This is a genomic window from Flavobacterium praedii, from assembly GCF_026810365.1.
Taxonomy (GTDB): Bacteria; Bacteroidota; Bacteroidia; order Flavobacteriales; family Flavobacteriaceae; genus Flavobacterium; species Flavobacterium praedii.
In genome coordinates this window covers 2,946,952-2,961,957 of record NZ_CP113948.1, presented here as the reverse complement: position 1 = coordinate 2,961,957, position 15,006 = coordinate 2,946,952, and the positions used below count along the sequence as shown (strand labels likewise).

General features: G+C 34.4%; 8 protein-coding genes. 7 read left to right on the top strand and 1 reads right to left on the bottom strand.

The window, feature by feature from the left end:
- The first annotated feature begins 24 nt into the window (after window positions 1-24).
- The gene (locus tag OYT91_RS12670; protein ID WP_281238255.1) at window positions 25-3,921 is read left to right on the top strand and encodes a chitobiase/beta-hexosaminidase C-terminal domain-containing protein; all 3,897 of its coding nucleotides are present in this window, start codon (window positions 25-27) and stop codon (window positions 3,919-3,921) included.
- Window positions 3,922-4,114: 193 nt separating this feature from the next.
- Here OYT91_RS12670 and OYT91_RS12665 read toward each other — a convergent pair whose 3' ends face one another.
- Window positions 4,115-5,113, bottom strand: coding sequence for a GntR family transcriptional regulator (locus OYT91_RS12665; protein ID WP_281238254.1), 999 nt, complete (start codon window positions 5,111-5,113; stop codon window positions 4,115-4,117).
- 327 nt (window positions 5,114-5,440) lie between these two features.
- Between OYT91_RS12665 and OYT91_RS12660 the strand changes: the two genes are divergently transcribed.
- The 6 genes from OYT91_RS12660 (at window position 5,441) to OYT91_RS12635 (ending at window position 14,628) form a co-directional block, all read left to right on the top strand.
- Window positions 5,441-8,395: a SusC/RagA family TonB-linked outer membrane protein gene (locus OYT91_RS12660; protein ID WP_281238253.1), complete on the top strand. Its 2,955-nt coding sequence runs from the start codon at window positions 5,441-5,443 to the stop codon at window positions 8,393-8,395.
- A 10-nt stretch (window positions 8,396-8,405) separates the two neighbouring features.
- On the top strand, window positions 8,406-10,013 hold the full coding sequence (locus OYT91_RS12655; protein WP_281238252.1) for a RagB/SusD family nutrient uptake outer membrane protein: 1,608 nt from the start codon (window positions 8,406-8,408) through the stop codon (window positions 10,011-10,013).
- A gap of 124 nt (window positions 10,014-10,137) precedes the next feature.
- On the top strand, window positions 10,138-11,196 hold the full coding sequence (locus OYT91_RS12650) for a SusE domain-containing protein (protein ID WP_269221501.1): 1,059 nt from the start codon (window positions 10,138-10,140) through the stop codon (window positions 11,194-11,196).
- 227 nt (window positions 11,197-11,423) lie between these two features.
- Window positions 11,424-12,476, top strand: a complete 1,053-nt coding sequence (locus OYT91_RS12645) for an aldose epimerase family protein (protein ID WP_281238251.1) — start codon at window positions 11,424-11,426, stop codon at window positions 12,474-12,476.
- Window positions 12,477-12,486: 10 nt separating this feature from the next.
- Window positions 12,487-13,587, top strand: coding sequence for a glycoside hydrolase family 53 protein (locus tag OYT91_RS12640; RefSeq protein WP_281238250.1), 1,101 nt, complete (start codon window positions 12,487-12,489; stop codon window positions 13,585-13,587).
- A 6-nt stretch (window positions 13,588-13,593) separates the two neighbouring features.
- The gene (locus OYT91_RS12635) at window positions 13,594-14,628 is read left to right on the top strand and encodes a glycoside hydrolase family 53 protein (protein WP_281238249.1); all 1,035 of its coding nucleotides are present in this window, start codon (window positions 13,594-13,596) and stop codon (window positions 14,626-14,628) included.
- Window positions 14,629-15,006 lie beyond the last annotated feature (378 nt).

Below are 15,006 nucleotides of genomic sequence, written 5' to 3'. Positions count from 1 at the left end.
TTAAAATAACCCATATAAACCAAAATGAAGAATAAGTTTCTATTAACAATAATACTAATTGGTTGTTTTTGTTCCTATGTTTTTTCGCAAACCAAAGCGACAGGAAGAGAAGTAATGATTCAAGGATTTCACTGGACCACTGATGTTTCTGCTACTAAGTGGTATGAAGTGATTAAAAGTAACTCTGCAGCTTTGCAAACTGCTGGATTTGACGCTATATGGTTGCCACCACCTAGCAAATCAACTGGAGGAATGGGATATATTCCTACCGTATGGTATGATTTGAATAATGCTCAAGGAACACAAGCACAATTAGTGTCTTTGATAACAGACCTGCATTCGAAAAACATCAAAGTAATTGCCGATATCGTAATCAATCATAGAGGAGGTACCCTTGGTTGGTATGATTTTTCAACACCTTCTTGGAATACACCAACTGAAACATGGTCAATTTGTAATAACTCAAATATTAGTGCTTCTGGACAAAAAGGAACTGGAGCACCTGATTATGATCCTGTTGCTGCTGGTTTAAAATCGCCAGGAGAATCTGGATCTTTTTCTGCTGCTAGAGATTTAGATCACAGCAATGCTCTAGTTCGTGAAGGAATCAAAACTTGGATGAATTGGTTGAAAACAGATATTGGTTTTGACGGTTGGCGCTATGATTTTGTACATGGTTACGATGGCAAATATATCAAAGAATACAATGATGCTACGAGCCCTTATTTTTCTGTTGGAGAAATATTAGAAGGAAACAGGGATCGAATTGTAAAATGGATTGATTATACTAAGGCTGGGACAACAACTGCATCATCAGCTGCTTTTGATTTTGCGACCAAAAGTACTCTTCAAAATGCATTCAATGATAATAATTTGAGTTATTTAAAAGATGGTAATGGGAAAGCATCTGGTTTAATTGGGGTTTGGCCGTCTAATGCCGTAACTATGCTAGACAATCATGATACGGGTCCAGCGCCATATGGTCAAGATCTTTGGGTGTTTCCTGGAGGGCAAGTTTTAAAAGGCTATGCATATTTATTAACTCATCCTGGGACTCCAATGGTTTGGTGGCCTCATTATTTCAATTGGGGTATTAAAACTGAAATTGATGCGATGATTAAAATAAGAAAAGACAATCAATTAAGTAGTACATCGGCTTTAAATATTGTTGCCGCTACTACTAATTTGTATGCCGCAATTATTGATGATAAAGTTGCTATGAAATTAGGTTCTGATAATTGGTCGCCATCAGGCACAGGATGGATTCTAAAATTGTCCGGAACAGGTTTTGCAATTTGGGATAAACTGAGTGCGGTAGATGTGCCAAGTTTAACTATTGTAGATGCAGGCGGTACTTACAATATAGGAACAACTGTAAATGCTGTTTTGACAGCCAATTTAAACACTTCTACAATTTATTATACAACGGACGGTTCAGAACCTACTACAGCATCAGCATCGGCTGTTGGTTCAAAAAGTTTGGTAATTACTTCAAATACAATTGTGAAAGCATTTGTTAAAAATACTTTAAATGTTAGTTCTGCTGTAAAAACAGAAACTTATACTTTTAGTACTGCTCCTCCATTTACTGTATATTTCAAAAAACCTTCGACTTGGAGTTCTTCAGTAAAAATTTATTATTGGGCAACAACAGGAACAACAACGGCAGTAACTTGGCCTGGAGTGGCTATGACTCCCGATTGCGGCGATTGGTATACTTTTACTTTTCCATCTACAGTAAGTGCTTCCAGTGTGATTTTTAATGATGGAACGTTACAAACGACCAATCTAACTGCAACTGCTGGAATTAAGTATTATGATGGAGGTTGGTTAACTGCAGAACCAGTTGGAAGATGTCCTATTGCTCCAGATTTGACAATTGCTCCAGCAGGAGGTTCGTTTACAACTGGAAATACAGTGAATGTTGTTTTGACGGCCAATGTCAATACTTCTACTATTTATTACACTACAGATGGAACTGAGCCAACTACAGCATCTAGTTCTGCTGTTGGTACGAAATCATTAGCAATAACAGCAAATACGACTTTGAAAACTTTTGTAAAAAATACGTCCAATGCAAGTTCAGCAGTAAAAACAGAAGTGTATAGTTTCAGTCTAGCTCCAGATTTGACAATTGCTCCAGCAGGAGGTTCGTTTACAACTGGAAATACAGTGAATGTTGTTTTGACGGCCAATGTCAATACTTCTACGATTTATTACACTACAGATGGGACTGAACCAACTACAGCATCTAGTTCTGCTGTTGGAACCAAATCATTGGCAATAACAACGAATACGACATTGAAGGCTTTTGTAAAAAACACATCCAATGCGAGTTCTGCTGTAAAAACAGAAGTGTATAGTTTCAGTCTAGCTCCAGATTTGACTATTGCTCCAGCAGGAGGTTCGTTTACAACTGGTAACACAGTAAATGTAGTTTTGACGGCCAATGTCAATACATCAACAATTTATTACACTACAGATGGGACTGAACCAACTACAGCATCTAGTTCTGCTGTTGGTACGAAATCATTAGCAATAACAGCGAATATGACTTTAAAAGCTTTTGTAAAAAACACTTCTAATGCGAGTTCAGCTGTAAAAACAGAAGTGTATAGTTTCAGTCTAGCTCCAGATTTGACTATTGCTCCAGCAGGAGGTTCATTTACAACTGGTAACACAGTAAATGTAGTTTTGACGGCCAATGTCAATACCTCTACGATTTATTATACTACAGATGGAACCGAACCAACTACGGCATCGAGTTCTTCCGTTGGTACGAAATCATTAGCAATAACAGCGAATACGACTTTGAAAGCTTTTGTAAAAAATACGTCCAATGCAAGTTCAGCTGTAAAAACAGAAGTGTATAGTTTCAGTCTAGCTCCAGATTTGACAATTGCTCCAGCAGGAGGTTCGTTTACAACTGGTAACACAGTAAATGTAGTTTTGACGGCCAATGTCAATACTTCTACTATTTATTACACTACAGATGGGACTGAACCAACTACAGCATCTAGTTCTGCTGTTGGAACGAAATCATTAGCAATAACAGCGAATACGACATTGAAGGCTTTTGTAAAAAACACATCCAATTTGAGTTCCGCTGTAAAAACAGAAGTGTATAGTTTCAATCTAGCTCCAGATTTGACTATTGCTCCAGCAGGAAGTTCATTTACAACTGGTAACACAGTAAATGTAGTTTTGACAGCCAATGTCAATACCTCTACGATTTATTATACTACAGATGGAACCGAACCAACTACGGCATCGAGTTCTTCCGTTGGAACCAAATCATTGGCAATAACAGCAAATACGACTTTGAAAGCTTTTGTAAAAAACACTTCTAATGCGAGTTCAGCTGTAAAAACAGAAGTCTATCGTTTTGTAACTCCGAATACTCTTACTGTTTATTTCAAGCCACCAACTACTTGGATATCTGTTCCGAAAATTCATTATTGGAATGCTATTCCTGCTGGAAGTATTGCTAACAGTATTTTTCCTGGAGCAACGATGACTACTTATGAAAATGGTTTTTATAAATATACTATAGTTGGCGCAACAAGTGTTAGTGTGGTTTTTAGCAATGGTATGACTGGAGCTAATAATCAAACTGCTGAATTGCTGAATGTAACAGATGGTTTTTCTTATACTTGGACAGATACACTTGGAGTTACTGATTTAATCTCAAAGGAAAATACAGTAAAAATCTATCCAAACCCAGTAAGTGATTTGCTTAAAATTGAGACTCATTTGCCTACTATGAATTATCAAATAATTGGTATTCAAGGAAATTTAATACAAAGAGGTATCCCTTTTAACAACACTATTGATGTTAGTAATTTAAAAGAGGGGGTTTACATCATAAAGATAAAATTTGAAAATGAAGAGCAATATTCTCAAAAGTTTATAAAAAAATAGGTCAAATTTTACTAATTGTAATAAAGTTAAATTTGATATTAAATATAAAAAAGGTTCTAAACATATATTTGTTTAGAACCTTTTTCATATTAAAAAATTGTAAAGTCGAATTTATTTGATAAATGCTGCAGTTAATTACAAATTTTTTTAAAAAGATAGTTTTTTATAAATAGGTAAAATTTATAAAAATCAATTACAAGGAGTTTCTAATAATCAAGGCACTTTTGTTTTCGATTTGTTCTTTTTTTCCTTTTAGGACCATTTGTGCGAGTAGTTTTCCCATGGTAGTAAAATCTGTTGAAATAGTGGTAATCCCATTCGATACCACTTTTTTTAGCGGGGTTTCATTGTAGGAAATGATTCCAAAATCGGTTCCTAATTTTAAATTTTGTTGCCTTGCTTTTTCAATTACGTGAACCAAATCTCGGTCATTTGGAATAATGTAAACACCGCCAATTATAATTTCATTATCGGTAAAATCATTGATAACTTCATAATCATATGAGTATTCTTTACAAAAATCCTCAAAACCGATTTTCATTCCCATAGGTTCTCTAAAACCCGGAAAAATCAAAATGAGTTTGTTGTATTTGTTCAATCTCGACTTTCCCTTAGACAAACCCTCGCAGATGTCTTTTCTGTGATTTTGGTAGATGGCAGGAAAGGATTTTAGATTATCATTGGTTTGATCTAGGATAATTACATCATTTACTGGTAGGGTTTTTATAAATGCTGCTACATCGATTAAGTTGGTAGGCATGATAATATATTTGGTGTAATTCCCATTACTATCATTTATTAATTTTTGAAAGACTTGTACATTAAAGTGGTGAAAGAAAATATCAACCTGTACATTTTTACCAATATTTTTTAAAAACGAATTGTATATGTCTTCCTTAAAAATATTTAGTTCATCGAAAAGTAAAAAGATCTTTTGTTTTATAGTGATTTCAACGCTTTTGACATAATATCCTTTTCCAGGTATGGCATAAATAATACCTCTTTTTTTGAGTTCATCATACCCTAATAAAACCGTATCTCGTGACAAAGAAAAGGCCAAACATACTTTATTTACGGATGGAAGTCGGTCGCCTTTTGTAAGTTTTTCTTCTTCAATTGCCTTTTCAATCGATTGAATTATCTGTTTGTATTTTGGTATTCCAAGGTTATTTTGGATCGATATAATTTTCATGTCAAAAGTTGGTTATTGGGCAAATATACAAAAAACTGGTAGGCACTGGTATTGAAATGTAAATTTAACACATAATTTTGATTTTCATATTTCATAAAAAAACAATTCAAAAAAACAATTTATCTTATTAAAAACGAAATTATATGTCGATTTTACATTAAAATCTGCAATATGATATAGGATTTCTTTTTTCTTTTTTTAGGGAATAAGAATTTTTAAATACAATAAAATAGATATTAAAATCAATCATAATTAATAGTTACAATGCCCAATGCCCAATGCATGAATCAATACCTAACCCAAAATCAATTTAAATTAAAAAAAAGTATGAAAACAATTTACATGAAGTTGTTATTTTTATTTCTCCTGCTTCCGTTTTGCGCTTTTTCGCAGAATGCAGTAAAAGGGACAGTTCTGGACAGCGGTTCTGGACAGCCTATTTCCGGAGTAAATATAAATATACAAGGAGTCCCAAATGGGGTCTCAACCGGTTTTGACGGAAAATTTCAAATTCCAAATGTGAAACAAGGCGATAAAATCGTTTTTTCATTTATTGGATACAGAAAAGAAATTGTAACCTTCACAAATCAAAAAACACTGTTAGTTAGCCTTCAGTCAGAAGCAAATCAATTAGTTGAAGTGAAAATTCAAGTAGGATATGGATCAGTAAAAAGAAAAGATGCTACTGGAGCTGTTGTTGCACTGACTGCAAAGGAATTTAATAAAGGTGCCAATGTTGGAACCGAAGATTTATTTAAAGGGCGCGTAGCGGGTTTAGCTGTAAATACTACAGGAGCTCCTGGGGCTAAATCCGAAATGAGAATTAGAGGAGGAAGTTCTTTGTTTGCAAGTAATGACCCTCTTGTTGTTATTGATGGATTGCCCTTGGATAACAATACAAACATAGGATCGTCTTCTTTCTTAGCATCTTTAAATCCAAGTACTGTAGAATCTATTGTTGTTTTAAAAGATGCTTCTGCAACTGCTATTTATGGATCACGTGCTTCTAATGGAGTAATTATTATTACAACCAAAAAAGGAAGTAAAACTTTGGCGGTAGACTATAATGTTCTTTATGGGGCAGGTAAACTAGTCAATACTGTTGATGTTTTTAGTGCTGATGAATATCGTGCTCTTATTGTAAATGAGGATAAAAAAAATGGAACGGATTATGCTAGTAAATTAGGAACTGCTAATACCGATTGGCAAAAAGAAATTTATAGAAGTACTGGTTATGTAGATCAAAACTTATCGGTAAGAGGTAATCTTTTGAATGTTATTCCAACTAGTTTGACTTTAGGAAATACAAACCAACAAGGATTGAGATTAACCAATACTTTCAAAAGAAATACAATTGGTTTGGTTATGAATCCTGCTTTTTTTGATAATCATTTAAAATTAAAACTAGCAGCGAATTATGCTGACGAAAAAAATAGGTTTACTGATGCAGTTGAGGGAACAGCCATTAGTTTTGATCCAACACAACCTGTTACAGTTGATGGAGCTCCTTATGGCGGATACTTTGAATACACTACTGGAATTAATTCTGCTGGTAAATACACTTTGAATGCCAATGCAGCCAGAAATCCAGTTTCTCAATTGTTGATGACCAATGATAGAGGGACAAATAGTCGGGTTTTTGGTAATTTTGAAGCGGATTATAAGTTTCATTTCTTACCGGAGTTAAGAGCTGTTGTCAATGTTGGGTTTGACGAATCGAATGGAGAGCGAACACGATTAGTAGGAGAAGATGCTGGTTCTGCGCCATCAAATAATAACATTCCTTATGGTACTAATGAATTTACAAAAGCGACCAAAAGAAATAAATTATTAGATACTTATTTGACCTATAACAAAAATATTAAAGATTTTAATTTAGATCTTACTACAGGATATTCCTATCAAAAATTTCAAACAAATAAATTCGAAACGGGTAATATCTTAAATCCAGATTTGCCTTCGACTTTTCCTGAAACCTCAATTGATACAGATGTTGTTTTAATAGGCTTTTTTGGTAGAGCCAATATTAATTTTAAAGACAAATATTTATTGACAATGTCATATAGACGAGATGGTTCTTCTAGATTTGAAGAAGAAAATCGTTGGGGTAATTTTCCAGCAGCTGCTTTTGCATGGAAAATGAAAGAAGAATTTTTTAAAGATAACGAGACTTTATCGGACTTGAAATTAAGGGTGAGTTATGGTATCACAGGCCAACAAGACATACCAGATCCGAATGGTTATTTAGAAAAATATGAAGTTGGTGGTGGGAATTCCCAATATTATTTTGGTACTACAGCGACTCCAATCGCTTTGTCTAGCAAAAGAACAAAAAATTTAAAATGGGAAGAAACAACTGTTTTAAATGCAGGTGTTGATTTTGGAATTTTAAACAATCGTATATCTGGTTCTGTCGAAGCTTATTCTAAAGTGTCAAAAGATTTATTAGTAAATGCTGCTATTTCTGATGGTAGTAACTTTTCAAATCGTGTGTATCAAAATGTTGGATCTTTCACCACAAAAGGGATCGAGTTAAGTTTGAATGCCATTTTGTTGCAATCGGATAGTTTCAATTGGAATGTGAATTTTACAGCTTCAAAGTTTGAAAGACGAATTAAGGATTTAGTTAATAATACAAATATTCTATTAGGAGATAATATTTCTGGTACAGGAACTCCAGGTCAAATCTTTAGCGAAGGCTATACTCCTTACTCCTTTTATGTTTACAAACAATTGTACGATACAGCGGGTAAACCAATTGACGGTGCTTTTGCTGATATTAATGGAGATAACATAAAAAACAATTCGGATAAATACATTTATCATAATCCAGATCCAGATGCTACTTTCGGATTTGCTTCTACAATGAATTTCAAACATATCGATTTCTCTTTCAATTTAAGAGCTAGTGTTGGAAATAGAGTTTTTAATGCTGAAGCAGCGGGTAATGCTCAGTTTGATAACTTAGAAAACGGAGGAGTATTGAGTAATGTACCAACTTCTATACTAGAAACTGGTTTTCAAACTACTTCAAATGTTTTATTATCTGACCTTTATGTAGAAGATGCTTCTTTCTTAAAAATGGATAATATTACTTTGGGCTATACATTTACCAAGTGGTTAAATGATAAAGCTACGTTAAGAATGTCAACTGGTGTTCAAAATGTCCTTGTAATTACAAAATACAGCGGATTGGATCCTGAAATCACAAACAACGGAGTGGATAAAACAATTTACCCAAGACAACGCTCAATATTGTTTGGCCTTAACCTCAAATTTTAAAAATAAAATCATGAAAAAATATATTTTTATATCCATTTTAGTATTTGGAACGGTACTTCAATCCTGTACGAATGATTTGAATGTTGTCTCTAAAGATGATGATGTATTATCCTCGGAGGCATTGTATACTTCACCAAAAGGTTACGAAAAAGCTTTAGCTGGAGTTTATGGTAATCTTACTTTGACGGGTGTTATTGGTCCGAACAATTCTTCGCTTGAAGGTGTAGATGCAGGAACGAGTCAATTTACCAGATGTTTATTGTATTTGCAAGATTTAACTACAGACGAACTAGTTTGGAGTTATGAAGCCGATGAAGGAACTGCTGAATTGCAAAGAAATATTTGGACAGCTTCTAATCCTATCATTTTAGGAATGTACAGTAGAACCATGGCTTCTGTGGCGTATGCCAACGAGTTTTTACGCCAAAGTACTCCAGAAAAACTGCAATCAAGAGGAATTACAGATGCTTCAAAACTAGCCGATATTGCACTTTATAGAAATGAAGTTCGTGTATTGCGTGCTTATGCGTATTACAACATGATGGATTTGTTTGGTAAAGCCCCTATGTATACCGAAAATGATCCAATCAATTTTGCAGGCCCAGAATTCAATAGAAAACAATTGTTTGATTTTGTTGAATCTGAATTGGTAACAGTACTTCCTAGTTTAAAAGCAGCTCGTGCCAATATTTATGGTAGAATAGATCAAGGAATGGCTAATATGATATTGGCTAAAATTTATTTGAATGCACAAGTGTACATTCAAGCGGATCGCTATAATGATTGTGTGACCAAGTGTAATGAAATTATTGCTGGAGGGTATTCTTTAAAACCAAATTACCTAGATAATTTCAAAGCAGATAACAATACTTCTGAAGAGATAATTTTCGGAATCCAATCAGATGGTGTAGTTTCTCAAAACTGGGGAGCAACAACAGTATTAACTAATGGTCAAATTGGTGCTTGGGAAAATAATGGTGCCGATTTTGGAATTGGTGGATGGAGTGGTGCACTTCGAATCAGAAAACAATTTGCACAAAAATTTGACGGAGGTAAATTCAATCAAGATACCCGCAAAACTATTGGTACTGGTATACAAGGTGATCCTTCTAAACAAAGAACAATTGATATTGCTGATATTGGTGTGAAAACACAAGGGTATATTTTATCTAAATATTCAAACAAAACAGCTACCGGAGTAAAAGGGAGTAGCTCTACTTATGCAGATACTGATTTTCCTTTATTCCGTTTGGCAGATGTGTATTTGATGTATGCTGAAGCAACTTTAAGAGGAGGTAATGGCGATGTAGCTCAGGCATTAACTTATGTAAATGATTTGAGAGAAAGAGCCAATAAAACTTCGACTGTAGGGAATATTACTGCATCAAATTTGACTCTTGATTTTATCATTGATGAAAGAGCCCGTGAATTGCATTGGGAAGCCCATAGAAGACAAGACTTAATCCGTTTTGGAAAATTTACTGGAGGGTCATACAATTGGGCTTGGAAAGGGAATGCTTCTACTGGAGTTTCAATTCCATCACACATGAATGTTTTCCCAGTACCTGTTGGATCATTGGGTGCCAATCATAATTTAACTCAAAATACAGGTTACTAAAAAATCCACTAACATAATAAACATAAAAACATGAAATGAGCATAACTGTAAATTGGTCACAGATACCGATTGCGATATGCGAATTACATAGGACAATTAAAAACCAAATAAAAAATACATACTTATGAAAAATATATTCAAACATTTTATAGCATTGGCCCTTATCTTAGGTATGTGGTCATGTGAAAACGAGGAAAATTTCTTGATCTTAGAGCCTCAAGCTGCTGCTTTTTCTATAATTACTCCAGATGCAGGTTCTTCTGTTATAATGAACGAAGCTACTCCAAACAATACTGCTTTGACATTGACTTGGGAGGCAGTAACGTATGGCACGCCAACTATCGTGAGTTATACCATTCAGTTTGCAAAAAGCAATACAGAATTTGCGGCTCCTGTGAATATAGCTACTTCTACAACAACACATGCATCGATAAGCGTTTCTGAATTAAATTCAAAAGCTCTAGATCTAGGTTTGCTTCCAGATGTTGATGGAAATCTTGACATTCGAATCGTATCAACTGTAGGAACAACAGGTTCTGAACCCAAATATTCTAACCCAATTACGATTGTAGTAAAACCATATCAAGGTGTTTTCCCTTCAAAAGATTTGTTCTTGATTGGACCTGGAACTTCTGCGGAATGGGATGCAAATAAAGCTGTTGCTCCAATTTTTAGAGATCCAGCTGATCCAGCTAAACAATATTATACAGGTTACTTTGCAGCTGGTGGGTTTAAATTGCTTGAGCAAACTGGTTTTTGGGCTCCAATGTATGGTGCAAATGGTGACAAAGTACAATACAGAGCAACTGAAAGTGATCCAGATCCAGGACTTTTTCCAACTAATGCGGCAGGTTATTATACTTTTGCAATTGACATAAAAGCATTAACATATACTATTGTTCCTTATACAGGATCAATGAAAACGTATGCTTCAGTTGGTATTATTGGAGACGCAGCACCATTGGATAATTGGGTGACTAGTGTTCCTATGACGAAGTCAACTTTTGATGCTCACATCTGGAAAATCACTTACACCTTTACATCCGCAGGGAAATTTAAATTTCTTGCCGACACTACTTGGATTGGTGATAGTGCTGGTGCCGATATTTATGTTACAGCAGGTAAATACGACATTTGGTTTAATGATATAGATAATAGATACATGTTTGTACCTGTTTTATAAAGAGTCGCAGGGTTGATAAGATTTTAAAAATATATAAGAATCATAGTTGCTTCTCAATCGTTTCTTTATGTTTTTAATCTTAGTAGCTTAACATCTCAGTAACTTAAAAAAAAACCTCGAATGCTATACATTCGAGGTTTTTTTTAATGTTTCACAAACTGGTAGGTACTGGTATGTATAATTTAAATTTTGTTCTACATTTGAATTTCAAATTTCATAATAATACAATGGAAATAAAACACAATTCACAAATTATAACTCCTTCTGAAGCCAATTTGTTTGGTTTAATGCCAGATGGTACAGCCATTTATGCTTACGAATTATCCAATAAAAACGGAATGTTTTTAAAGGTAATCACCTTCGGAGCTACGATAACCGAATTGAAAATGCCTTTGAAAAATGGCGAATTGGTTGATGTTGTTTTGGGGTTTGACAATTTAGAGTCTTACATGCAATCGTTTCATCTAGTAAGTCCGCCCTATATGGGCGCAACTGTTGGAAGATTCGCTGGTAGGATTCATAATAGTACTTTTTGTCTGAATAGACAAAAATTTATTTTGAATAAAAACAATAACGAAAACGCATTACATGGCGGTATTATTGGGTTTAGCCAAAAAGTTTGGACAGTCAAAAATATACATTCTGGTGATAATCCTGCTATAACTTTGAGTTACACTAGTCCAGCTGGAGAAGAGAATTACCCAGGAGAATTAGCAGTAGAACTTAAATATACGTTGTCCGAAGAAAATGAATTGAAGATTGAATATAGTGCCAAGACTTCAGAGGATACCGTTGTGAATTTAACCCATCACAGTTATTTTAATCTAGACGGGCATTCATCCAATGTGGCAGATCAGGAATTAATTATAAATGCGAATCGAATGTTGGAAACATCTGCTGAAAATATTCCAACTGGTAGGTTTTTACAAATTGAAAATACTGCTTTTGATTTTTTAACCGCCAAAAAATGTCCTTCAGTAATTGATAATACATTTGTTTTGGATCGAAAAGAAGAATTTGCCGCTTCTCTTTTTAATAAAAAAAATAATTTGAAAATGACCGTCTATACCGATCAACCTGGAGTTCATATTTATGTTGGTGGAAATTGTTTTAATGCAATTAAGGGTAAAGAAAACGCTCATTATCAACCTTTAAGCGGTATTTGTTTTGAAACTCAAAACTATCCAGATGCACCAAATAACAGGCATTTTCCCAGTGCAATTCTAAAAAAAGATTCAGTTTACGCTCATAATACCACTTATAAATTTCAATCCATTTAAAAAATCCATCATGAAAAAAATTCTAACCCTATTATCACTTTTTATAGTATTTGCAATTCAATTTGCTTGCTCTAGCAGCGATTCTTCCGATGCACCTGTAGTTGTGGATCCACCAGTTGTGGTAGATGATTTTATCAGAGCTGCCGATATTTCCTTTCTTCCTGAAATTGAAAGTACGGGAACAATTCTATACAATAATGGCAAAGCAGAAGACATGCTTACGACTTTAAAAAATGCAGGCTGTAATACGATTCGTATTCGTTTATGGAAAAACCCAACAAGCGGGCATTCTACTTTTGCCGAAGTGAAAACGCTTGCAGCAAGAGTAAAAGCAGCCGGTTTAAAAGTATGGCTTACTGTTCATTATTCTGATACTTGGGCAGATCCAGCGGCTCAAACGACTCCAGATGAGTGGAAAAATTTATCTTTTACCGATTTGAAAACGGCTGTTGCTACTTATACCTCTACAATTATAACAGAAATTAATCCGGATATTATTCAGATCGGAAACGAAATAAATAGCGGTTTACTGTGGCCTCAAGGAAATTTGATCAATCAAGAAGCGCAATGTATTGCTTTGTTATCTACCGCAAGTGCTACCATTCGAAGCAAAGCACCAAAAACAAAAATCATGATTCATTATGCAGGTGTAAATGCATCAGATACGGATTGGTTTTTTACCAAAATAAAAAGTGTTGATTATGATTATATCGGTCTTTCGTATTATCCAATTTGGCACGGTAAAGATTTGACAGTAGTAAAAACTACTATCGATGCTTTAGGAAGTAAGTTCAGCAAGAAAGTAATCATTGCAGAAACAGCTTATCCTTTTACATTAGACTATAATGATTGGACAAATAATATAGTTGGATCAGATACCCAATTGGTTTCGGGTTATTCGGCAACTCCTGAAGGACAAAAAAGTTATATGTTGGCTATCAAAAGTTTGTTGAAAAGTTCTAAAAGTGGTATCGGATTCTCCTATTGGGGAGGTGAGTGGATCGCTTTCAAAGGAAATCAAGCCAAAGATGGTTCTACTTTTGAAAATCAAGCTTTCTATGATTTTACGAATAAATCACTACCTGTTTTAGCAGTTTTCAATCTAAACTAAACGATAATGAAAAAAATATTATTTTCAATAGGGATCCTTTTAGTTTTGGGTTTTACGTATTGTACTACTAATAAAACAACGCAAAAACCTAAAGAAAATATTTTTGCAAAAGGTGCTGATGTGGGTTGGTTGCCTCAAATGGAAGCTACGGGATACAAATTTTATGATACGAATGGATCCCAAAAAGATTGCTTGCAATTGTTGAAAGATCGTGGAATGAATACCATAAGATTACGAGTTTGGGTAAATCCATCAAATGATAAAGCAAGCGGTCATTGTAGCACAACAGAAACAGTAGCCATGGCTATTCGCGCGCAAAACATGGGAATGCGCATTATGATTGACTTTCATTATAGCGATTCATGGGCTGATCCAAGCAAACAAACCAAACCGTTGGAATGGCAAAATCATACTTTTTCAGAATTGTTAAACGATGTTTATTTCCACACAAGAGATGTTTTAAAAGCACTTAAGGAGGTTGGAATTACGCCAGAATGGGTACAAATCGGAAATGAAATCCCTGGTGGTATGTTATGGCCCGAAGGAAGTACGGACAACTTCAGTCAATTAGCACAATTACTCAATAGAGGATATGAAGCAACAAAGGAAATAGATTCCAAAATCAAAGTAATTGTTCACTTAGACGAAGGTAATAACAGCAAAAAATTTAGATGGTTTTTTGACAATGCGAAAGCTAATAATGTTAAGTATGATGTGATCGGATTGTCTTATTATCCCTATTGGATAAAAAGTGATTACAAAGCAACCATTGCAGATTTAGCAAATAATCTAAACGATATGGCTGCTCGATACAATAAAGAAGTAATGATTGTTGAGGTTGGTGGCGATTACACTTTGGAACAAAACACTCACGATATGTTGGTTGCCGTTATAAAAGCAGTAAAAGCAGTGCCAAATAACAAAGGTTTAGGCGTAATTTATTGGGAACCAGAAGGCGAAAAAAGCTGGAGCGGATATCAATTGAGTGCCTGGAAAGCTGATGGGAAACCTTCAATGGCTTTGGATGCGTTTAAAGAATAGTTTTGATTCGAAAATGTTGAAACATATAAGTCATATAAGCTCTTAATTTGATTATAAGCAAGTGAAAATAATAGTTCATTTAAGCAAATGCTATTAGCCTTGCAAAGAAAGGTTTTAACTTATATTCTCTTTTAATAAGTATTTGGGCAAACAAATTTACTTTAACTTAAATGACTTATATGTTTATAATGAATTGTATAGATATTAAATAATTATACCTGTTTAAAAATGAAGAAATTGATATGTTTACTCGTTCTATTTTTAACATTCACACAATTGACATGGTCTCAAACACGTGAGGTTAAAGTTTTAGATGCCAACAATTGAGTGCCTGGAAAGCTGATGGGAAACCTTCAATGGCATTGGATGCGTTTAAAG

Coding starts and splice junctions, on each gene's coding strand:
- OYT91_RS12635 (WP_281238249.1), top strand. CDS start 13,594: ATGAAAAAAATATTATTTTCAATAGGGATCCTTTTAGTTTTGGGTTTT.
- OYT91_RS12655 (WP_281238252.1), top strand. CDS start 8,406: ATGAAAAAATATATTTTTATATCCATTTTAGTATTTGGAACGGTACTT.
- OYT91_RS12650 (WP_269221501.1), top strand. CDS start 10,138: ATGAAAAATATATTCAAACATTTTATAGCATTGGCCCTTATCTTAGGT.
- OYT91_RS12645 (WP_281238251.1), top strand. CDS start 11,424: ATGGAAATAAAACACAATTCACAAATTATAACTCCTTCTGAAGCCAAT.
- OYT91_RS12640 (WP_281238250.1), top strand. CDS start 12,487: ATGAAAAAAATTCTAACCCTATTATCACTTTTTATAGTATTTGCAATT.
- OYT91_RS12670 (WP_281238255.1), top strand. CDS start 25: ATGAAGAATAAGTTTCTATTAACAATAATACTAATTGGTTGTTTTTGT.
- OYT91_RS12665 (WP_281238254.1), bottom strand. CDS start 5,113: ATGAAAATTATATCGATCCAAAATAACCTTGGAATACCAAAATACAAA.
- OYT91_RS12660 (WP_281238253.1), top strand. CDS start 5,441: ATGAAAACAATTTACATGAAGTTGTTATTTTTATTTCTCCTGCTTCCG.